A 20601-nucleotide genomic window follows, 5' to 3' on the forward strand; every position below is an offset into this window, starting at 1 on the left:
GTTTAGCGCCCCAGGTAGACATCGATGACGTCCTGATTAGATGTCACGTGATCAAGACCGCCCTCGGCCAAAACAGATCCTTCGTGCAAAACCGTGACCTTGCAGTTCAGACGCCGCACAAACTCCATGTCATGCTCAACCACCACAACAGCGCGGGTTTTTGCAGCCTGAACAAGCAAGTCTGTAGTGTGTTCACGCTCTTGCGGTGTCATGCCCGCGGCGGGTTCGTCAACCAATAGCAGACGTGGATCTTGTGCAAGCAGCATACCAATTTCCAACCACTGTTTCTGCCCATGGCTCAGTTCACCGGATTTGCGGCTTAGTTCCTGATGCAAACCAATTTCGGCGGCCAGATCTTTAACTTTCTGCAGATCATTTACCGAAGGGCGATAAAGTAACACACCCAGCCAACCACGTTTGTTTTTAAGTGCCATCAGCAGGTTTTCCTGTACGGTCTGATCTTCGAAGACGGTTGGTTTCTGAAACTTCCGCCCGATCCCTGCCTGCGCGATTTTTGCCTCGGTCATGTCCAACAAAGAAATGGACTTCTTTCCCCAGATAACCCGCCCCTCATCAGGTCGTGTCTTACCTGTGATGATGTCCATGAACGTGGTCTTGCCTGCACCGTTAGGGCCGATTACAGCGCGCAATTCGGCATCACCAATTTGGAACGACAAGTTATTGATCGCGCGGAAACCGTCAAAAGTGACCGAGACGCCGCTCACCTCTAGCAGAGTACTCATTCAATGGCCTCCTTTTCACGCAACGCTCCGTCATCGGGGCCCAGGTTGGCACCGTGGCGATCCGGGTGTCGCCGGTCGCTCCATAAGTCGAATAACCCGCCTATCCCTTGCGGAGCGAACAGAGTGACCAGCACGAACGAGACGCCCAGCAGCACCTGCCACCAGTCGACCCATTTGACGGTGTAGAAACCCAACGGAATGTTGGGCGCTTGCCCGCCGGTGAACCAGGTGCTGAGCAGGCTTACAAAGGCCGCACCGATCACGGCACCATAGAGACGCCCGCGCCCACCGATGGCGACCCAGACGGCCAGATAGATAGACGCGATGGGGGCCATCTCCTCGGGGTTGATGATGCCTGCCTGCGGGTAATAAAGCGCACCCGCGATGGCGGCTATGCAGGCGGTCAGGGTGAAGACGGTCAGCTTGTAAACCTCGACCGAATATCCAAGAAACCGCACCCGCGCCTCGTTATCGCGGATGCCGCGGATGACCGAGCCAAACTTACCCGAAACGATCCACGCCGCCAGCATGTAACCCAGTCCCAGCGCCAATGCCGAAGCCCAGAGGAACCAGATCGACACCACGTCCTGCGAGGCGGTCACGCCGGGCAAGTTCTGCAAGCCCGACAGCCCATTGTTACCACGCAAACCGCTGTCGTTTTGGAACAGATACAGCGCCAAGGCCAATGTCATCGCCTGAGTTAGGATCGACAGGTACACACCAGTAACGCGACTGCGGAAAGCCAACCAGCCAAAAATCAGCGCCAGAAGACCGGGCACCAGCACGATCAGCGCCAACTGCAGAACCAAACTGTGCGAAAATGCCCAGATCAGCGGGAATTCCGATGATCCGACGACGCCGAAAATCTGCGTCCCGATGGCGTCCACGACCTCGGACGGTGTTGGCGGGATGTCGGCCTGCGACAACGACTCGACCACGATCAGGCGGGTGCGTTCGTACATCAGCCACATGCCGATCATGTAGCCGCCCAGCCCGAAGAAGGCGAAGTGGCCCAGCGACAGGATACCGGTGAAACCCCAGACCAGATCCATCGCCACTGCGATCAGGCACAGGCATAGGGTCTTGCCCAATGTTTTGACGAAACTGGTTGAGATTACTCCGATCCCGAACCCTTCGGACAGGATGGTCACGCCCAATGTGAACAATGACAGGATGGCCAGAAAGACCAGCACGGACGGGTTCTTGGCGACGAAGCTGCGTTCCATGTCTCAATCCCCCGCCGCGCGACCTTTGAGGGCGATGATGCCCCTTGGTCGGAACTGGATGAAAACAATGATGAAGACGATCATGTAGGTTTGTGCCGCAAGGGTGTTCGAGGGGTTCATCCACTCGATCCCTTTTTGCAGGAAGCCGATCATCCCCGCCCCGGCCAGTGCCCCCCAGATGTTGCCAACGCCGCCTACGACCACGGTCATGAAGCTTTGAACAATATAGTCGCTGCCCAGATCCGACGTGACCTTGGCAAAAAGGCCAATGGCGACCCCTGCAATCCCGGCGATGCCGGAACCCAAGCCAAAGGTCAGCATATTCACCCGCCCGGGATTGATCCCCATTGATCCAGCCATGCGTGGGTTCTGCGTAACCGCGCGCATCTCAAGACCCAGCCGTGTGCGTTTCATGATGTACAGGAACAGCCCCAGAAAGATCAGAGCCAGCACGAAGATCGCGATGCGGATATAGCTGATCGAAACCACATCATTCAGCACCCACGCCCCATCCAGCCAACCCGGCGCTGTCAGTGGACGGGCCTGCGTGCCAAAAATGTTCTTGGCCAGTTGTTGCAGGGCAATTGAGATGCCGAATGTCGCAAGAAGCGTCTCGAGCGGGCGGGCATAGAGCCAGCGGATCACCAACCGCTCCATCGCGACACCCATGGCGAAGGTGACGGCAAAGGCCATCGGGATCGCTACGATAATCGACAGCGTGTGGTCGGGGATGAATTGCTGAACGACATAGCCCGTATAGGCACCCATCATGATGAATTCGCCATGGGCCATATTGATCACGCCCATCACCCCAAAAGTGATGGCCAAACCGATGGCCGCCAGAAAATAGATTGATGCCAGTGAGATCGCGTCCAGCAACAGGTCGAGTGTCTGGTTCAACCCGACCTTGAATTCAATATGATCCAAAGCCTTCTCGGCAGCGGCAGTTACCGCAGGCGAGGCCTCGCGATAGGTTTCAAAGAAGACATGTTTGCCCAGCGCGTCATCGATATCCGCCTCTGTTACCAACGCGGAAACCGCCCCCGTTTCAGCCAAGGCGGCATATGCTTGAGTGCGAGCGGGTTCGTTGTTCAATTGTGCAACCGGGACGCCACCGACGCGGCCTCGGTCGATATTCGCTGACAAAGCCGTGCGGATGTCGTCCTGAGACACACGCGGAGTCGCAAGGTTACTGGCGACCAGCAAGTCATATGCTTCGTCCCGCGACAAGGCCTCTGATCCGGGTTCCAGAACGACAGCGATATTCTCATCCGTCGGCAGATTCGGCGCGACCATTCGTGTGGTCACCACCAAAGGGTTCAGCGCCGCGCGCACGTCGACACCCAAGTCGTTTGACATTTCCTCAACCGCAGCCACGCGAGCCGTGGTGTCTGCGTCGTACCCAATGGTCAGCAATCGTTCGAGCCGCTGTTTCTGCGCCTTCAAATCTGCATCCGTTTCATCCTCGATCGAGGCGCGCAAAGGTTCAAGCAGAGCGCCTTCGGGGTCACGTTGAATAGATTGCAGAGCGGCCAGGCGTCTTTTTCGATCCTGATCGGTCAGTTGGTACTGCACCAAAGCGGTCCCGATCATGGCGCGGACGCCGCTGTTGGGTTTCAATTGTTTCAGATCGGATTTCTCGTAGGTGCCGATTACCTCGCCTGTGTCGAAATCGGTCAGCTCGTATGACCGCCCTTCAACCCTTTTTCCCGCAAAGAACAAACCATCGGATTTGCGCATCCACATGTCCTTGGCGGCCCATGTTTCAAGCATCACCTGCGCTTGTGGTAACCCACTGGCCGTAATCGCATCAATCGCCGGTTTGATCGTCTTGCGCGAGCTTTTGGCGATGATCTCCTGATGGCTTTGCAAGATCGGCTCCAGGCCAGCCTCTTGCGCGTTGGCGGGCAGGCAGGCAAACAGAATTGCGAGGCTCGCAAGGAATAGTCGAAACATGTGGTGAAACCCGTGTGTCTTGGCGGCAAGGCGGGCGATTACACCCGCCTTGCTTGCAGATTAGTAGTTCGACAGGGTCTGAACGCACGTCTTGGTTTCGGTGTTGTACATACCGCAACCAAGATCTTTCCAATCCGATTTCAGGACCGCCGATTCCGGCAGGTAATCGGTCCAGGCGTCGCCTGGCACAACATCTGTCTCGCTAATGATGTCGAACTGGCCGTCTTCCTGAATCTCGCCAATCAGAACCGGCTTGGCGAGGTGGTGGTTCGGCAGCATGACAGCAGTACCACCGGTCAAGTTCGGGAATTCCTGCCCGTACATCGCGGCGCGCACAGCGTCGACTTCGGTTGAACCGGCTGCGGTCGCGGCGTTCACCCACATGTTAAAGCCGATGTAATGCGCCTCCATCGGATCGTTCGTCACGCGCCCGTCACCCATGGTGGATTTCCAGGTGTCAACGAATTCGGCGTTCTCATCGGTGTCGGCCGACTGAAAGTAGTTCCAAGCCGCTAGATGGCCGACAAGGTTGGCGGTATCGAGACCCGACAATTCCTCTTCCCCGACCGAGAAGGCCACAACCGGGATGTCATCCGCCGATACGCCGGACGCGGCCAGTTCCTTGTAAAAGCCGATATTTGCATCACCATTGATGGTCGAGATCACGCCAACCTTCTTGCCATCTGCGCCCAGCGCAATCACGTCAGCCACGATCTTGGACCAGTCGGAATGGCCGAAGGGCGTGTAATTGACGAAGATATCGTCATCCGCGATCCCCTTCTGCTTCAGATAGCTTTCCAAAATATTGTTCGTGGTTCTGGGATAGACATAGTCGGTGCCAAGAAACGCAAATTTCTCGACTCCCAGTTCATCCAGGAAATAGTCGGTCGCAGGGATTGCCTGTTGGTTTGGCGCGGCACCGGTGTAGAACACGTTTTTCGAGCTTTCTTCTCCCTCGTACTGAACCGGGTAAAACAAAAGACCGTTGAGTTCTTCGATCACCGGCAGAACCGACTTGCGACTGACCGATGTCCAGTTGCCAAAGATCACATCCACCTCGTGAACAGTCAGCAACTCACGCGCTTTTTCCGCGAACAAGGGCCAGTCCGATGCGGGGTCCACGACGACCGCTTCAAGCTGTTTACCCAACAGACCGCCCTTGGCGTTTTGCTGATCGATCAGCATGAGCATGGTGTCTTTCAGTGTCGTTTCCGAGATTGCCATCGTGCCCGAAAGCGAATGCAGCACTCCGACCTTGATCGTATCTTCGGCCGACAATGCAGCAGTAGCTATGGCCGCAAAGACAACCGATCCGGCGAGCGTGGATTTGAGCGGTTTCATGTAATCCTCCTGGCGGGGCCGGGAGAGAGGGCTTGCGCAAAGGCACGTTTCTCTTCTACCTGATCCCCGCAACTGTTGTTGCGTTTACGTGTGGCGGTTGTGTTCGAGGTCCAATTCGCGCAGCCGTCACACACCCCCGGGTCATCTCCGCGGTGGCACCTATACGGTTTCTGCATTGCAGCAAGATTGGCAACTTGCCTCTAACTCAATTTACGGAATCAGCCAGAAGCGCCCAATTTTTCATCCAAGACTAAGGTCACTGTCTAAAAATTAGACGCACGATGTGGAAATAAGCAGTTTCCGACACTGCAAGTTAGTGTTTTGACCCTTCAACAGAGAAACAAGAGGCACCAAACCACGCGCTAAAGGTGCCTTATTACCCAAGTTTCAGCCATATTACCCACGCACAGTGCGGTGCCGCCGCGTGCTGCTGGCACCGTCAGTTTGAGCACCAAGAAATTGGGCGACAGAACGGTTCTGGACAAGTTTCGCCAGTCGGGGTCCTTTAAGTGCCTGTTTCCCAGAACCACGACGCCTGATCTTGATGCCGTTCTATTGAACACAGCAGGTGGCGTGACCGGAGGCGACACATTCCGGTTTTCCGGCAAGGCAGCGGAAGGCACGGCGCTGACATTGACAACACAAGCCTGCGAACGCGCTTACAAGGCTCAGCCCGAAGAATGCGGCCAGATCACCAACCATCTGACAGTCGAGACAGGCGCCCGGCTGAACTGGTTGCCGCAAGAAACCATTCTGTTCAATGGCTGCACTTTGGACCGACGCCTCAGGATCGACCTGTGCCCGGATGCCGAGACGCTGATGGTAGAGCCGCTGGTCTTTGGGCGCGCGGCCATGGGCGAAACATTGACCGATATCCGCCTAAACGATCGGATCGAGATACGGCGCGAAGGGGTGCCGGTGTTTCTGGATGCAATCCGGTTCTCTGGCGATTGGCACGCGCATATGTCCAAGCCGCATACCGCAAATGGCGCAGGGGCGATGGCGCTGATCGTCTTTGCCTCAAGGTCCGCCGCAGGTCAGTTGGACCCTGTTCGCGAAATGCTGCCCGAAACCGCCGGTGCAACCCTTATCCGGGACGACCTGCTGGTTATCCGTGTTCTGGCCAAAAGCAGCTTTGCCCTTCGGAGCGCGTTGATGCCGCTTTTGCGCAGACTGAACAAAGACACGTTACCCCGATGCTGGATGCTCTGACATGAACCTGACCCCTCGTGAAAAAGACAAACTGCTGGTTGCCATGGCAGCCGAGGTCGCCCGAAAACGGTTGGTCCGCGGCGTCAAGCTGAACCACCCCGAGGCTATCGCCCTGATCACCGATGCCGTGGTCGAGGGCGCGCGCGATGGTCGTTCGGTCGCCGATATGATGCAAGCCGGGGCCGAAGTGATCACCCGAGGCCAATGCATGGAAGGCGTGCCCGAGATGATCCACGAGGTACAGGTCGAAGCCACCTTCCCGGATGGCACCAAGCTTGTAACAGTCCACAACCCCATTCGCTGATTACCAAAGGAGATACAAATGAACCGCATGCTCTTTCCCGCTCTTATTCTGGCTGGTCCGGCCATGGCCCACACGGACACTCATGTTCATGCACACGGCAGCGATTACGCCGCGTTGGCAGCTGGGTTGGCCTTGATCGCCGTCATCGCCATCACCGTGATCTTGAAGCTGCCGAAATGATCCCAGGTGAGATCATACCTGCCGAAGGGTCACTGACGCTCAACGCCGGTCGCAGCAGCCGTCTTGTTGTTGTCGCCAATACTGGTGATCGGCCAGTTCAGGTCGGTAGCCACTACCACTTTGCCGAAGCAAACTCTGCCTTGGATTTTGATCGCTACGCGGCCTTGGGGATGCGGCTGGACATCCCCGCAGGCACCGCTGTGCGTTTTGAACCGGGCCAAATTCGCGAAGTTATGTTGGTGCCATTTGAGGGGCGCCGGCACATCTACGGTTTCAATATGCACATCATGGGGGCTTTGAAAGATGCCGGGCAAGATCAGTCGGGGTGATTATGCCTCTATGTTCGGCCCAACGGTCGGCGACAAAGTACGATTGGCGGATACCGATCTGATCATAGAGGTTGAAAAAGATCTGATCGTGGAACGCGCAACAGCTGCACGGTTCAGCGAAACCGGACACCGCGAAGATGTGTATGGAGAAGAGGTCAAGTTCGGCGGTGGCAAAGTCATTCGCGACGGGATGGGCCAATCTCAGGCCACACGCGCCGAGGGGGCCGTTGACACGGTCATCACCAACGCACTGATTGTAGATCATTCCGGAATTTACAAAGCGGATGTAGGGCTGAAGGACGGGCGTATCGCCAAGATCGGCAAAGCCGGAAACCCGGATACGCAGCCTGGCGTGGACATTATCATTGGCCCAGGAACCGAGGCAATTGCAGGCGAGGGCCGCATCCTGACGGCGGGCGGGTTCGACAGCCATATCCACTTTATCTGCCCACAACAGATCGAAGACGCCTTGCATTCCGGCCTAACGACAATGCTTGGCGGTGGTACCGGCCCGGCACATGGTACTTTGGCGACCACTTGCACCCCCGGCCCTTGGCATATCGGTCGGATGTTGCAAGCTGCGGATGCCTTTCCGATGAACCTTGCCTTTGCGGGCAAAGGCAATGCCTCACTACCCTCGGCGCTGGAGGAACAGGTCAAGGCCGGGGCCTGCGCGCTGAAACTGCACGAGGATTGGGGAACGACCCCTGCCGCCATCGACTGCTGCCTGTCAGTGGCCGATGCGATGGATGTTCAGGTGATGATCCACACCGATACGCTGAACGAATCCGGATTTGTCGAGAATACCGTGGCTGCCATGAAAGGTCGCACCATCCACGCCTTCCACACCGAAGGCGCAGGTGGTGGTCACGCCCCAGATATCATCAAAATCTGCGGTGAGAACCATGTTCTGCCGTCCTCGACCAACCCGACGCGACCGTTCACCGTGAATACGGTCGAAGAGCATCTGGATATGCTGATGGTCTGCCATCACCTCGACAAATCGATCCCCGAGGACGTGGCCTTTGCCGAAAGCCGCATCCGGCGCGAGACCATTGCCGCAGAAGATATCCTGCACGACATGGGCGCGTTCAGCATCATCGCCTCCGACAGTCAGGCCATGGGCCGTGTGGGCGAGGTGCTGATCCGTACATGGCAAACGGCTGATAAGATGAAGAAACAACGGGGCCGGCTGCCCGAGGAAACCGGGGACAACGACAACCTGCGCGTCCGCCGGTACATCGCGAAATACACCATCAACCCGGCTATCGCCCATGGGCTCAGCCATCAGATCGGCAGTATCGAAGAAGGCAAACGCGCTGATCTGGTGCTGTGGAACCCGGCGTTTTTCGGCGTGAAACCCGAAATGGTTTTGCTGGGCGGCACGATTGCCTGCGCGCAGATGGGCGATCCCAATGCCTCAATCCCGACACCGCAGCCTGTCTATAGCCGTCCGATGTTCGGGGCCTATGGCCGCTCGGTCGAGCATTCGGCGATCACATTTGTCTCTGAGGCCGCACAGACCGACGGGATTGGTGATTCACTGGGCTTGGCGAAGCAAACTGTCGCCGTGCACAACACGCGGAATATCGGCAAACGCGATCTGTTGCTGAACAATGCAACACCCCAGATCGATGTCGACCCGGAAACCTACGAGGTCCGTGCGGATGGTGAATTGCTAACCTGTCAGCCAGCCGAAGTTCTACCGATGGCACAGCGATACTTCATGTTCTGATTAAAAACTTCGCTGCATTGCAGCAAGCGCATCCCGGGCATGACCAATTGCCCACTACTAAGCGAGTGCAATATGACGGATACTATCACGCAAGGGAGGACCAACGTCTCGCAAGCATACGAGGGTCCCAATGGCACACACAGAAAATCAACCGCATTCCGGTTTTTCCGTATTCGGTCTGTTCTCGACGATTGGTTCGTCGATCTATTCGGCTCTTGCTCGATTGGCCGAAGCACGATCGCGCACCGATCAAATCCAGTTCCTGCAATCGCTGAGCGACGAAGAACTGCGCAAACGCGGCCTGTCCCGCGACCGTATCGTACAACACGTTTTCGCGGGTTCTATCTGGTAACAGCTGCCCGTTCCACAGAGGGGGCGTTGGCATGACCATCCTCCTTTGTACAGCACGGCAATATTCTGATCATTTACACGGCGAGCCTGCGGACGCCCTGTCACTGACCTATGATGACCGTTTTTTGCGCCGCAAGGTTCTGACCTGCGAAAGTGGCGAACAGATTCTTGTCGATCTGGCGCAAACGACGTCGTTGAACCACGGCGGCGCTTTGGTTCTGGATGATGGCCGCGAAGTAGAAATACAAGCTGCACCCGAAGCGTTGCTGGAAATAACCGCCCCGGATCTGACGCGCGTCGCTTGGCATATCGGCAACCGCCACACGCCTTGTCAGATCGAAAAGGATCATCTGCTGATCCAAGTCGATCACGTCATCCAAGACATGCTTTTGAAAATCGGGGCTTCGGTGCGGGAAGTGCATGAACCGTTCACCCCCGAAGGCGGGGCCTATGGCCATGGCAGGACTCATGGCCACGCCCACTGACGCCGACATCCTGACGCTGACGCAATGGTTGTCGCCCGCTTACCCTGTAGGGGGCTTTGCCTATTCTCACGGGCTAGAGACCGCAATTGACGAAGGGACCGTCACCGATTCACGATGCACCCAAGCCTGGATTTCAGATGTGCTGGAACATGGTTCTGGTTGGAACGACGCTCTGTTCGTTGTTTCGGCATACAACGCGCCGGATAAAGATGAACTTATCGGCATCGACGTTACTGCACGGGCCTTTTGCGCGTCCTCCGAAAGAAAAATAGAAACCGAGTTCCTAGGACAGGCATTCGGGACGGTGACTGGAAATGTCTGGGATTTAGACCTTCGAAAGTACTCCTATCCCGTCTCACTAGGCCAGGCCGCGCGTTTGCAAGGCCTTCCCCTTTTGCTGACGACAAAGATGTTTCTGCAAGCCTTTGCAAGCAACCTGGCCTCTTGCGCAACACGCCTTGTGCCGTTGGGCCAGACCGCGTCTCAGAAAGTGATCCGAGAATTGACACCGCTATGCGCCCGTATTGCCGAAACGGCGCAAAAGGCCAGCCTGGATGATTTGAACTCGACCGCGTTCCTGACAGACATCGCGTCGATGAAACACGAAACACAGTATTCAAGGATGTTCCGAACATGAGCAGTATGAACGGCCCCCTTCGCGTTGGCATCGGTGGTCCGGTGGGCGCCGGAAAGACCACTTTGACCGCAGCGTTATCCGAAGCCCTGCGCGATTTCTGCTCAGTGGGCGTTATCACCAATGACATTTACACGCAGGAGGATGCCGAAGCGCTGATGCGCATGCAGATCCTGCCGCAAGACAGGATCATTGGCGTGGAAACCGGTGGGTGCCCACACACAGCGATCCGCGAAGACGCCTCGATTAACTTGGCTGCGGTCGCCGAAATGCAAGACCGCCATCCCGATCTTGATGTGGTTCTGATCGAAAGCGGCGGGGACAATTTATCGGCTACGTTCAGTCCGGAACTCGCAGACCTTACAATCTATGTGATTGACGTCGCCGCCGGAGAGGAAATTCCACGCAAAGGCGGGCCGGCGATTACGAAATCGGACATTCTGGTCATCAACAAAACCGACTTGGCGCCGCATGTTGGTGCTTCGTTAGAAGTTATGGAACGTGATGCGCAAAGAATGCGCAAAGGACGGCCGTTTTTGTTCTCGTCTCTTCGTCGCAGAAAAGGGGTCGACGCAATTGTGGACCTCCTTGTGAAAGGCGGAGGGCTAAGGATTTCGCAAGCGCGTTAGATCACCAGCAAAGATGGTAAGTTGTCGGCACACAAAGCCGATGTTGGACATCGATTGAAGGGGTCAAAAGGACAATCGTGTTTTTCACGCTTGTCCGGAATCTACCTAAGATTGGTGCGCACGATCATCCTGTGCGCACCAAACTCAACAGGTGCGGATTACAACTCTACAACCACTTTCCCGATCGCAGCTCCGCTCGTCAGGTGCGCATAGGCTGCGCCGACATCGGCCCACCCAAACTTGTGTTCGTCAACAATAGGTTTGAGCCCCCCTGCATCTGCCAGATTCGCCAATGTCTTGAGGATGTCACCATGGGTTTGCCGCCCGACATCATGCATCATCGGGATCAGCATGAAGACGACGTGCAGGGACAGACCTTTGAAATGCGCGGGCGTCAAATCAATCTCGACCATCGCAACGGTTGAGGCGACATGGCCGTTGAGCTTGGCCGCTGCGAACGAGTTTGTCATGTTCGGCCCACCAACGCTGTCGAACACCACATCAAAGCCCACGCCATCAGTGTGCGCAGCCACGTAGTCTTCAACCTTTTGCGTTGTGAAATCCAAAGGACGCGCACTCAACCCCTCAATCAGAGCCATCTGATCCGCGCCGCGACCTGTTGCGGACACGGTTGCACCAAGGTTACGGGCAATTTGCACTGCGACATGGCCAACGCCTCCGGCGCCGCCCTGTACCAGCACGGTCTGCCCATCGCCTACACCGGCACGGGTCAACCCTTCGTAGGCGGTGATACCGACGAGGGGCAGCGCTGCGGCTTCCCGCATACTCAGCGATTTGGGTTTGTGTGCAATCAGGCGGGCGTCTGCGTTCATGTACTCGGCCAGAGTGCCAGGAAGGTCCATCAGACCACCGGCGCAACCGTACACCTCATCACCTAGGGCAAAGTTTGTCACTCCGTCGCCCAATGCAACAACTGTGCCTGCAAAATCCATGCCAAGTACGGCAGGCAGTGCGGGGGACAGGGGCAGTTCTGCCCCCATGCTTCGGATCATCGTGTCGACTGTGTTGACGCTGGTGGCCGCCACCTGGACCACCACATGTCCGGGTGCTGCAACCGGGTCTGGCATTTCTGCGGGCTCAAACTGTGCGTCGGGTCCATAGGTATTCAGAACCATTGCTTTCATTGGGAAATTCCTTTTCTAGCACCACGCTGGGGCGCGCATCGAGATATCGGGCGCCTGGACGTAGTTATTTTGATGGGGGTTCAGTTGATATCTTGCACCTGCATAACCAGGTCGCCCCACTTACGCTGATTTTCGATGTCGTGTTCCAAACCTTGTTCATCCGCGATGGCAAACCGTTTGACAGCCGGGGTTTTGCTGGTGGCCTGATAAAGCCAATAGGCTTCGGCCTTCAGTGCCTCCTGAATGGGTTTGTCGATGGATTCATAGACCATCTGCTTGCAGGCGTTGATCGACTCTGCCGGAAACTGCGCGATCCGTTCGGCCAGCGCGGTCACATATGGGCCAATCTCATCCGGCTCCAAAGCCTTGTTGATCGTGCCCAGACGCTCTGCATCATCCGCGTCATAATCCTGCGCGCTCAGGATGATCTCAAGCGCTTTGCCAAGGCCGGTTTGGCGTGCCATCCGCGACGCGCCACCGCCGCAGGGCAGGATGCCCATACCGACCTCCATCTGCATGAACTTGTACTTTCCCCGCGCGGCAAAACGCATGTCGAGCGCCAGTGCCAATTCGTGCCCGCCACCGCGTGCGAACCCTTCCAGCTTGGCAATAGTGGCCTGCGGCACCTTGCTGATCCGTTCGCAAACCGCTTGCAGGTCCAACAGCTGTGCATCCTCGCGGGATACCGCCTCGGTCGACATGTCTTTGAGAAGATCGGTGTCGTAATGGCAAACCCAGATTTCTGGGTTGGCGGATTGGAAGATCACTACTTTGGTGTCGCGGTCGCGCTCTAGCCGCATGGCCAGGCTGTTGAGGTCGGCCAACATTTCCTGGCCTTGCACGTTCACGGAACCGAAATTGAATGTCACCGTGGCGATACCTTTTTCAACGGCAACCTCAAAAGTTTGGAAGTTTTCGTATTTCATCAGGCAGTCCTTTCTTGGGCCTCGACGCGGCACGCGTGAGGGGTGATAGGAGGTAAAGGTGGATGTGTGTTTGGGGCGGCCGCGCCGCCCGGATCAGCCTGTCTTTCCGATCAAGCCCTTGACTTTGTTCATGACGTCGGTCGCGTGATCTTTGTCGAGCGCTGCGGCATGTGGATCAGCGAAGGCCCCACTGTCATTGTCAAAATAGGCACCTGACGCGTCAGCAAACCGCCCGCCCAGGGCCGCATCCATCAGTATATCAGCGCCAATGCTCATATCGTTCCCAGAAACGCCAAAGCCCTCTTTCACCATCTTCGAGGCCAAAAGCGATCCGGGATTCACTGCCACCATCACCGGCCCATCGGGTTGTAATTTGGCCCATTCCCTGCTCCAGATCGTGATAGCCAGCTTGCTTTGGGCATAGGCCTCCATATCTGTCAGCGGCACATTGCCCTGCATGGCCTTGACGTTTACCGGGGCCTGCGCCGCCGATGACAAGTTCACAACGCGCCCGTCGGAGGGAATGATCGGCAACAACAATTCGGTCAGCAGATAGGGTGCAAGCGTGTTCACGACAAAGCGGATGTCCTGCCCATTCTCAAGCACCGTTTGCGGGGCTTTCAACACACCCGCGTTATTGATCAACACATCCAGTTGGTCATGTTTGGCGCGTATGGATTCGGCTAGTTTTCGAACCCCGGACAGATCGCTTAGATCAGCGGTATAGGTTTCGACATTGCTACCGACTTCGGCGGCGGCGCTCTCCAATTTGGATGCGCTGCGCCCGTGCAAAAGCACTTGGTGCCCGTCAGCGGCCAGTTTCTTTGCTGTCAGCAAGCCAATGCCGTCAGTTGAACCGGTGATAAAAACAGTCTTGGTCATCAGTTTTATCCTTTAGGAAAAGCCTGGCAGCACAACGTCTGCCAGACGTTCAAGTGTTGTGTCGATGGGTGCTTGATTGAACCTGAGGTTCAGCGCGACGTGATTGACGCCAAGGGTTTCAATCTCGCGCAGATAGTTGCACAGGAAATCAGTTCCGGACTGAAACCCAAGGTGGATCGGGCGCGGAGGTGCAGCGGGATCGGCAACGACATCGACATAGAGCGATTGCATAACCGGCTTGTCCGGTTGCCCTGCCGCCTTCGTGCGTGTTCGGTATTCCGCGATGACCCGCCCTTGGGCTGCGGCGTTGCGTGGATAGGTTATCCAACCGTCCCCGTTCTGTGCCACCCAATCGGAGGTTTGCTGGCTGCCGCCAGTGATAAGCAACGGCAAACGCGTGCCATGCGGCTTTGGCAACAGATCAATGTCGCCAGACAGTGTGCCCTGCCCGCTTTCATGCGTGGGATAGTCCAATCCGACTGCGCGGATGTACTCAACACTATCGCGGAAACGTGCCCCCCGATCGTCAAAGCCCTGGCTCATCGCCGGGTACTCCTCGGGCCGGTCACCAGAAGCAACACCCAAGAGCAACCGACCACCCGATAGCACGTCCGCGGTCGCCGCCGCCTTGGCCACATGGGCTGGGTGACGCAGAGGCAGGATCACACTCGACGTTCCTAACGCAATCCGGTCTGTCAACGTTGCCAGCGCACCCAAATAGACAAAGGGATCGAAAACCTGTCCGGCATCACCAAAACTTGGAACATTGAAAGGCACGTCGCGCAGCCAAAGTGCTGCAAACCCAAGGTCCTCTGCCCTCCGCGCGGCCTCTAAGTGGCCCTGCATCGTCGGCTCTGCGCCGACCGCGTAGGATTCAAGCGGCAACACAAGGCCGACACTCAGCCGGCCCGGACGAAACACCCGGTTGTAGGCCACATTGATCTGGGCAAACTCGTTAGGCTGCATTTTATCCAACATCTCGGGACCCCTTTAATAGCGCACCAAGGTGCGGCTCTCGATGCTCTTGCGAATGGTGGTGACGTTTGGATCCTCGATCATATCAAGCGCGCTATGTGCCACCGACGGTAGCCCTTGACTGTCGTAGATGTTGAAAAACGCAACCTCGTCCGGCGTCATCTTGGAAAGATAGACCCATTCATGGTCAGGGTTTCCCACCAACCCCATGATTTGCCCTTTGCGGTCGGGATAGATCAGGTCCAGCAGAATCCAGTCAGACGGGTCAACTGAAGACGGGCGAACAAAGCCCAGCGGGGCGGAATTAATCGGATGTTCAACAGGACGCCACACATTGACAAAGGCAAAGTGACCTTGCGCCCATTCAGCTGCGGTCTCGGCCCCCAGCAGATCGACAAGGCGCTGCTCAGCCCCGTCCTTGCTGTAGTCACTGTGGACGTTGCGCGCGGGCTTGCGCGTGGCACCGGGATCGTCGACCCGAACGGTGTGATCAAAAATCACAACCTCTTGCGCACTCAGCCTGTCCAGAAGCATCCCGGTCAGTTCCGCATCATATGTCTGTTTCCAGGAGTCCCCGGTAAAATCCCGGACCTGCGATTTCAGCAATGTGAATTCTGCGGCATCAGATGCAAATGTGACTGACGTTGCCTTCGTGCGGGTATCCGCCAGCGCAACAGTCGTTGGAGCCAGTTCTGGGGAAATCAGGTTGCCCGCAACCCCACCTGAATCAAGTTCAAAAGCTTGCCGATAGGGCTTGTGAACATGGTAGTTGACTGTGGCTGTCCGTGTCATCTGCGCCTCCTGCCTAGGCCCTTTTGCGTCTACGAAAGGGATTTAATGTCGATCAAATTGCAGATAAACCGCCAATATCAGGATTTATAATTCGGGTTTTGGATATAATGAGCCTTGATACAGATGCGCTCCGACTGTTTGTAAGGGCGGCAGAAATGCTCAACATCAGTGCTGCGGGGCGCACGTTGGGCATGGCCCCAGCTGTCTCCAGCGCAAAGCTTGCCAAGTTGGAACAGAGCCTGCGCTCTGAACTATTGCACCGAACGACCCGCAAAGTGTCGCTGTCTGTCGAAGGGGCCGATTTCCTGCCTTTCGCCCGCGAGATCATCGCGCAGGAAGATGCCGCGCTTGCGGCCCTGGGCAAGCAGACGACAACGATCCGGGGCACATTGCGCTTTGCTGCGCCAAGCAGCTTTGCCCAACTCTACATCGCGCCGATCCTACCGACGTTTCTTCAACAGCACCCTGACCTCACATTGGACTTGCGCCTTTCTGATGTTCAGTTCGACCTGATCGAAGGCAGCTTTGACCTTGCACTTAGGAACGCGCCGCTTGTGGACACCAGCTTGAAAGGCCGCAAATTGGCCGATGACCGGCGCATCCTGTGCGCCGCGCCGCACTATCTTGAAACGCACGGAACCCCCAATACGCCCGCCGAACTGGCAAACCACCATCTGATCGCCTTCCAAAACCGTCAACCGCGCCCGCTGACAGGCCCGGCAGGCGAACGTGCTGTATTCGACCCCGCATCTGCCAAAGGTCAATTGATTATCGACGACGGCCAAAGCCAGGTCTGCGCCACGCTGGCAGGGGCCGGTATTTCCTTGAACGCTTTATGGAGTGTGCATGAGCAACTGAAGTCAGGCCGGCTGACACAGGTTTTGCCGAACTTTGAAGCCGCAGAGGACAATGTTTTGTGGTTGATCTATCCCAAGTCCAACGTGCTATCCCCCAAAGTGCGGGTGTTCATGGACTTTCTGATCGCAGAGATTGGCGCAGCCCCACCATGGGAAACATGAACCGGAAAAGATCTGTCGCTGTCGTGTGGGCACAGATCGGGTTCTATGGCATCAAGCGATGTTGATTTTGCCAAGGCCGCCAATCTAAGTCGATCGTTGCCGTACACGGCTTAACGTCCAATACGCCAATGAAATCCTTGACCTACTTTGAATCAGAGTTCTTCATTGAGTAGAACATGATCAGAAAACACCGTTTGCACGACGGGTCAAACCAACAAGGGGAAGCATGCTGGTAGGGCGCAGGCGATAGTTCTGCTGAAACGGCAAGCAAAAATGTAGATGTCCGATATAGCGTCTTGGCTAATAAAACATGGTTTGTCCAAGTATGCTGCTGCCTTTGCAGAACACGAAATCGAACATGGTGATCTTTCTGAGCTAACAGACGATGACCTTGTGACAATCGGCCTCCCCCTCGGACCAAGGCGGCGTTTCATGAAGGCTGTTCGCTTCGATGCAGAGCCAGGCCTAGACCCACACAACACCGGTACTGGCCCCGAGATCATCGCGGAACGGCGACAGCTTACCGTCATGTTCATCGATTTGGTCGGATCAACGGAAATTTCACAACGCGTCGATCCGGAAGATCTGGCCGATGTTCTTCGACTTTTCAAAGAAACATGTGCTGCGTCGGTTGCTGCGTTTGATGGCCATATTGCCAGCTATTACGGCGATGGGATTATGGTCTTTTTTGGATTTCCCCACGCGCATGAAGATGATCCAGAGCGGGCAATTCGGGCGGGCCTGCGCATTATGAATGAAATGCCGAAAATTCGCACCCACGCGAAACTTAACGTCCGTATCGGAGTTGCGACCGGATTGGTTGTCGTCGGTGATCTGCGTGGCGAAAACATGTTTGAGGACGGGACGGCGATGGGTGAGACACCGAACCTGGCCGCGCGCCTTCAGGCAATGGCGGATCCAGGAACGATGATCGTCGCCCCCAGCACGCATCAGTTGGCCGGTGATACCTTCGAATACGTTCTGCGAGGCGCGTTCAAGCTCAAGGGTTTTGCTAAAGAGGTCGAAGCTTGGCAAGTGACGGGTGAGCGGCAAACCGTCAGCCGTTTTTTGGCAATAGATGATGTGTTGCTTAAGCCGTTGGTGGGTCGCTCCGCAGAATTAGAGACCCTCAATGACAAATGGACGCTTGCCGGCGGTGGTCAGGGACAGGTTGTGTTGGTGTCGGGCGAGCCTGGAATTGGCAAGTCACGGCTGGTGGAAGAATTCAGGCAAAATTCTTCGGATCTGCCGGGCATCCAGATGCGATATCAGTGTTCTCCCTACCATTTTGCGACTGCGTTCTATCCTGTCATTCGACAACTTGAGAATGTCGCCAAGCTCCGTTCCGAAGACTCGAACGAGGCAAAGCTTGAAAAAATCCGCGCTGTTCTGGACGATCATTCCAACGATGCATTGAAGCTGGCCGCGTCCCTTCTGTCCATCCCATTCGAGGATCAATTGGGCCCCCTGAACCTGACGCCTCAGCAGCTCATGGATCAGTCATTAGACCTGCTGCTAGGCAATCTCACGTCGGAAGCAAAGGAGCAGCCGGTTCTATTCTTGTTTGAAGATGCGCATTGGATTGATCCAACGACTAAGCTGCTTTTGGACCGAATAGTGGACCGAATTCGCGACCTTCCGGTTCTGGTCGTCATGACATTCAGGCCCGAGTACGACCCGGGCTGGACGCTGCAATCGAACCTCACGAAAGTTGTTTTGAAGCAGTTGGATTTTCAAGAGGTGAAGAGCATTGTGGACGAAGTCGCCAAAGGTGAGGTGATCTCGGACGAGATGTACGACGCGGTCGCGGCGAGATCTGACGGAGTGCCGCTATACATAGAGGAAGTGACCAAAGATCTCCTTGAATCTGGTATTCTAACCAAAGGCCGAGACACTTACACGATGGGTGGGGCCTCTCCGGCCAACTCGGTGCCCAGCACGTTACATGATGCACTTATGGCGCGCCTTGATCGTTTGAGTTCTGCCAAGGAGGTGGCCCAGATAGGGGCCGTAATCGGGCCGCAATTCAGCTATCCTTTGATCTCTAAAGTGGCCGGTATTGGCGATGAAGCGCTGCGTGCGAATCTGGAACTATTGCTAGAGGCAGGCATCGTTACCGTTTCTCGCTCTGAAGATTTTGAAACCTTCAGCTACTGTCATGCCCTCATTCGTGACACTGCCTACAACAGCCTATTAAAGCGGGAACGTCGCGTTCTGCACTCTCGCGTAGCGCAACAACTTGATGACACTTCGACGCACACGGGTGATGCCAGCCCAGAAGTGCTGGCCCATCATTACACTATGGCTGGCATGCGTAAGGAGGCCGTCAATTACCGGTATCTTGCCGGTCAGCGTGCTGTCCAACGATCCGCGAATACAGAGGCGAACACGCAGCTTTCCTTGGCGATCGAACAGTTGAGTGAACTGGAACAAAGCACTGAGCGAGACCGCAAGGAAATTGAGATTCAGGTTCTGAAAGCAGGCGTTCTACGATCAACCGCTGGGATTGCAGCGGATGAGACCGGCTCGGTCTACGCAAGGATTCGCGACCTGTGCGAACGCGTTGAAGAAACCGATCATCTGTTCCCGGTTCTGAACGGTTTGTATTCCTTTCATTTGGTGCGCGCCGAGTATGATTTGGCCAAGAACGTTGCCACGCAATTGCTGGAATTGGCGACTACAACACGCGAGACGCAGCACCAAATGGTGGCACATCGCGCCATGGGCGCCGTGTTGTTTCATATCGGGGAATTGGGTTCAGCATACGAGCATTTGAACAAGGCGTTAGAACTCTACAGCCGGAAACGTGATGGCCACCTTGCGTACATTTACGGGTCGGACCATGCGGCCATCACTTCGTGCTTTTTAAGTTTGGCCATGTGGATGCGCGGGGATCCAGACAACGCTCTTGAAGTTCAGACGCAAGCGGTGGCGGGCGCAGAAGAACTTGAGCATGCCCACAGCATTGCGCAGTCGCTGACCTATCTGTGCATGCTTTACCTCCTGAGACGTGAACCTGATAACGTACTCGGGGCTGTTGAAAAGCTTGAGGCGCTTTCAGTCAAACACTCATTCACGTTCATGTCCTTGACTGCGACCCTCTGGCGATGCTGGGTGAATGCGTATCTTTCGCCAAACCGGGAAACGATCCTTTCGTTACTGAAAGCTTCAGAAGCTTGGTGGGCAAGCGGGGCGGGAAACTATAAGCCGTTCTTTCTTACTCTGATTGCCGAACTCGCACTCAAAACCGGTGATCGGGAAGGTGCATTGAGCTTTTTGACTCAGGCGCGTGAATACCAAACTCAAACCAATGAGGGATGGGCCCAATCTGAGACGGATCGGGTCTATGCGCTTGCGCGGTGCGAGAATGAAGTGGCCGAACAAGAGTTTCGTGAGGCTTTGAAATCTGCGAGGCGGCAAAAGGCAGGAATGCTCGAGCTACGCGTCTCGGTAGATTACATCAAGCAATGCAATCGTTTTGAACAAGCGCAGATTGCCGCCTTTGATCTAAGTGCCGTTTTAGAGAGGATCACAGGAGGTGAGCATACGACCGATGTGAGTGATGCATTGAAGCTAATTGCTGAAAAATCTGTCAGTTGAACCTCAGATATCCGCATGAAATGGCCGAAGCTGAAGCTTTTTGTTTTCGTTAGGTATTTGTGCAGATTTTTTAACGGCAGTCGCGCAGTTTGTGTCCGTGCAGCCTTTTTTTACGCACGCGGCGAATAGCTAGTTTT

20 protein-coding genes are annotated in these 20601 nt (G+C 55.9%); 11 read left to right on the plus strand and 9 right to left on the minus strand.

Going from position 1 to position 20601, the window contains the following annotated elements; translation table 11 throughout:
• Nucleotides 1-2 precede the first annotated feature (2 nt).
• From urtD to urtA, 4 genes are read right to left on the minus strand one after another with little or no spacing between them, the layout of a single operon-like run.
• Nucleotides 3-743 (minus strand): urea ABC transporter ATP-binding protein UrtD, encoded by a 741-nt coding sequence (gene urtD / locus ACR0AJ_RS17520; RefSeq protein WP_480706413.1) that lies wholly within the window; start codon nucleotides 741-743, stop codon nucleotides 3-5.
• Entirely contained in the window at nucleotides 740-1969 is a 1230-nt protein-coding gene (urtC, locus tag ACR0AJ_RS17525; protein ID WP_480648583.1) for an urea ABC transporter permease subunit UrtC, read from the minus strand. Before urtC ends, urtD begins: the two co-directional genes overlap by 4 nt.
• A 3-nt stretch (nucleotides 1970-1972) precedes the next feature.
• The gene (gene urtB, locus ACR0AJ_RS17530) at nucleotides 1973-3925 is read right to left on the minus strand and encodes an urea ABC transporter permease subunit UrtB (RefSeq protein ID WP_170350822.1); all 1953 of its coding nucleotides are present in this window, start codon (nucleotides 3923-3925) and stop codon (nucleotides 1973-1975) included.
• A 60-nt stretch (nucleotides 3926-3985) separates the two neighbouring features.
• Nucleotides 3986-5266 (minus strand): urea ABC transporter substrate-binding protein, encoded by a 1281-nt coding sequence (gene urtA, locus ACR0AJ_RS17535; RefSeq protein WP_480741467.1) that lies wholly within the window; start codon nucleotides 5264-5266, stop codon nucleotides 3986-3988.
• Nucleotides 5267-5710: 444 nt separating this feature from the next.
• Here urtA and ACR0AJ_RS17540 point away from each other — a divergent pair, with 444 nt between their 5' ends.
• From ACR0AJ_RS17540 to ureG, 9 genes are all read left to right on the plus strand, one after another.
• The gene (locus tag ACR0AJ_RS17540) at nucleotides 5711-6478 is read left to right on the plus strand and encodes an urease accessory protein UreD (RefSeq protein ID WP_480648586.1); all 768 of its coding nucleotides are present in this window, start codon (nucleotides 5711-5713) and stop codon (nucleotides 6476-6478) included.
• Nucleotide 6479: 1 nt separating this feature from the next.
• Nucleotides 6480-6782 (plus strand): urease subunit gamma, encoded by a 303-nt coding sequence (locus ACR0AJ_RS17545; protein ID WP_480648588.1) that lies wholly within the window; start codon nucleotides 6480-6482, stop codon nucleotides 6780-6782.
• 18 nt (nucleotides 6783-6800) lie between these two features.
• The gene (locus ACR0AJ_RS17550; RefSeq protein ID WP_170350818.1) at nucleotides 6801-6962 is read left to right on the plus strand and encodes a hypothetical protein; all 162 of its coding nucleotides are present in this window, start codon (nucleotides 6801-6803) and stop codon (nucleotides 6960-6962) included.
• Nucleotides 6959-7291, plus strand: coding sequence for an urease subunit beta (locus tag ACR0AJ_RS17555; RefSeq protein WP_170350817.1), 333 nt, complete (start codon nucleotides 6959-6961; stop codon nucleotides 7289-7291). Before ACR0AJ_RS17550 ends, ACR0AJ_RS17555 begins: the two co-directional genes overlap by 4 nt.
• Nucleotides 7266-9026 carry an urease subunit alpha gene (gene ureC / locus ACR0AJ_RS17560; protein ID WP_170362031.1) on the plus strand — a complete coding sequence of 587 codons (1761 nt, stop codon included), beginning with the start codon at nucleotides 7266-7268 and terminating at the stop codon, nucleotides 9024-9026. Before ACR0AJ_RS17555 ends, ureC begins: the two co-directional genes overlap by 26 nt.
• Before the next feature lie 130 nt (nucleotides 9027-9156).
• Complete coding sequence (locus tag ACR0AJ_RS17565; RefSeq protein WP_170350815.1) at nucleotides 9157-9378, plus strand: DUF1127 domain-containing protein; 222 nt, start codon at nucleotides 9157-9159, stop codon at nucleotides 9376-9378.
• A gap of 31 nt (nucleotides 9379-9409) precedes the next feature.
• Nucleotides 9410-9862 (plus strand): urease accessory protein UreE, encoded by a 453-nt coding sequence (locus tag ACR0AJ_RS17570; RefSeq protein ID WP_170350814.1) that lies wholly within the window; start codon nucleotides 9410-9412, stop codon nucleotides 9860-9862.
• Nucleotides 9834-10499, plus strand: coding sequence for an urease accessory protein UreF (locus tag ACR0AJ_RS17575; protein ID WP_480741470.1), 666 nt, complete (start codon nucleotides 9834-9836; stop codon nucleotides 10497-10499). The genes ACR0AJ_RS17570 and ACR0AJ_RS17575 overlap by 29 nt, the downstream gene beginning before the upstream one ends.
• Nucleotides 10496-11125 (plus strand): urease accessory protein UreG, encoded by a 630-nt coding sequence (ureG, locus tag ACR0AJ_RS17580; RefSeq protein ID WP_480741472.1) that lies wholly within the window; start codon nucleotides 10496-10498, stop codon nucleotides 11123-11125. Before ACR0AJ_RS17575 ends, ureG begins: the two co-directional genes overlap by 4 nt.
• A gap of 158 nt (nucleotides 11126-11283) precedes the next feature.
• On the opposite strand, the gene ACR0AJ_RS17585 is transcribed toward ureG, so the two are convergent.
• From ACR0AJ_RS17585 to ACR0AJ_RS17605, 5 genes are all read right to left on the minus strand, one after another.
• Complete coding sequence (locus ACR0AJ_RS17585) at nucleotides 11284-12270, minus strand: zinc-dependent alcohol dehydrogenase family protein (protein ID WP_480741474.1); 987 nt, start codon at nucleotides 12268-12270, stop codon at nucleotides 11284-11286.
• A gap of 80 nt (nucleotides 12271-12350) precedes the next feature.
• Nucleotides 12351-13196 carry an enoyl-CoA hydratase/isomerase family protein gene (locus tag ACR0AJ_RS17590; RefSeq protein WP_480741475.1) on the minus strand — a complete coding sequence of 282 codons (846 nt, stop codon included), beginning with the start codon at nucleotides 13194-13196 and terminating at the stop codon, nucleotides 12351-12353.
• Nucleotides 13197-13289: 93 nt separating this feature from the next.
• On the minus strand, nucleotides 13290-14078 hold the full coding sequence (locus ACR0AJ_RS17595; RefSeq protein WP_480741477.1) for an SDR family NAD(P)-dependent oxidoreductase: 789 nt from the start codon (nucleotides 14076-14078) through the stop codon (nucleotides 13290-13292).
• 12 nt (nucleotides 14079-14090) lie between these two features.
• A complete protein-coding gene (locus ACR0AJ_RS17600; RefSeq protein ID WP_480741478.1) occupies nucleotides 14091-15056 on the minus strand; it encodes an LLM class oxidoreductase in 966 nt (321 codons plus the stop codon).
• 12 nt (nucleotides 15057-15068) lie between these two features.
• Complete coding sequence (locus tag ACR0AJ_RS17605; protein ID WP_170350807.1) at nucleotides 15069-15845, minus strand: CmcJ/NvfI family oxidoreductase; 777 nt, start codon at nucleotides 15843-15845, stop codon at nucleotides 15069-15071.
• A gap of 107 nt (nucleotides 15846-15952) precedes the next feature.
• On the opposite strand from ACR0AJ_RS17605, the gene ACR0AJ_RS17610 reads away from it, so the two are divergent.
• Both ACR0AJ_RS17610 and ACR0AJ_RS17615 read left to right on the plus strand, forming a co-directional pair.
• Complete coding sequence (locus tag ACR0AJ_RS17610) at nucleotides 15953-16864, plus strand: LysR family transcriptional regulator (RefSeq protein ID WP_170350806.1); 912 nt, start codon at nucleotides 15953-15955, stop codon at nucleotides 16862-16864.
• A gap of 279 nt (nucleotides 16865-17143) precedes the next feature.
• The gene (locus tag ACR0AJ_RS17615) at nucleotides 17144-20464 is read left to right on the plus strand and encodes an ATP-binding protein (protein ID WP_480741480.1); all 3321 of its coding nucleotides are present in this window, start codon (nucleotides 17144-17146) and stop codon (nucleotides 20462-20464) included.
• Nucleotides 20465-20601 lie beyond the last annotated feature (137 nt).

It is taken from the genome of Ruegeria sp. CJ9 (genome assembly GCF_056536625.1).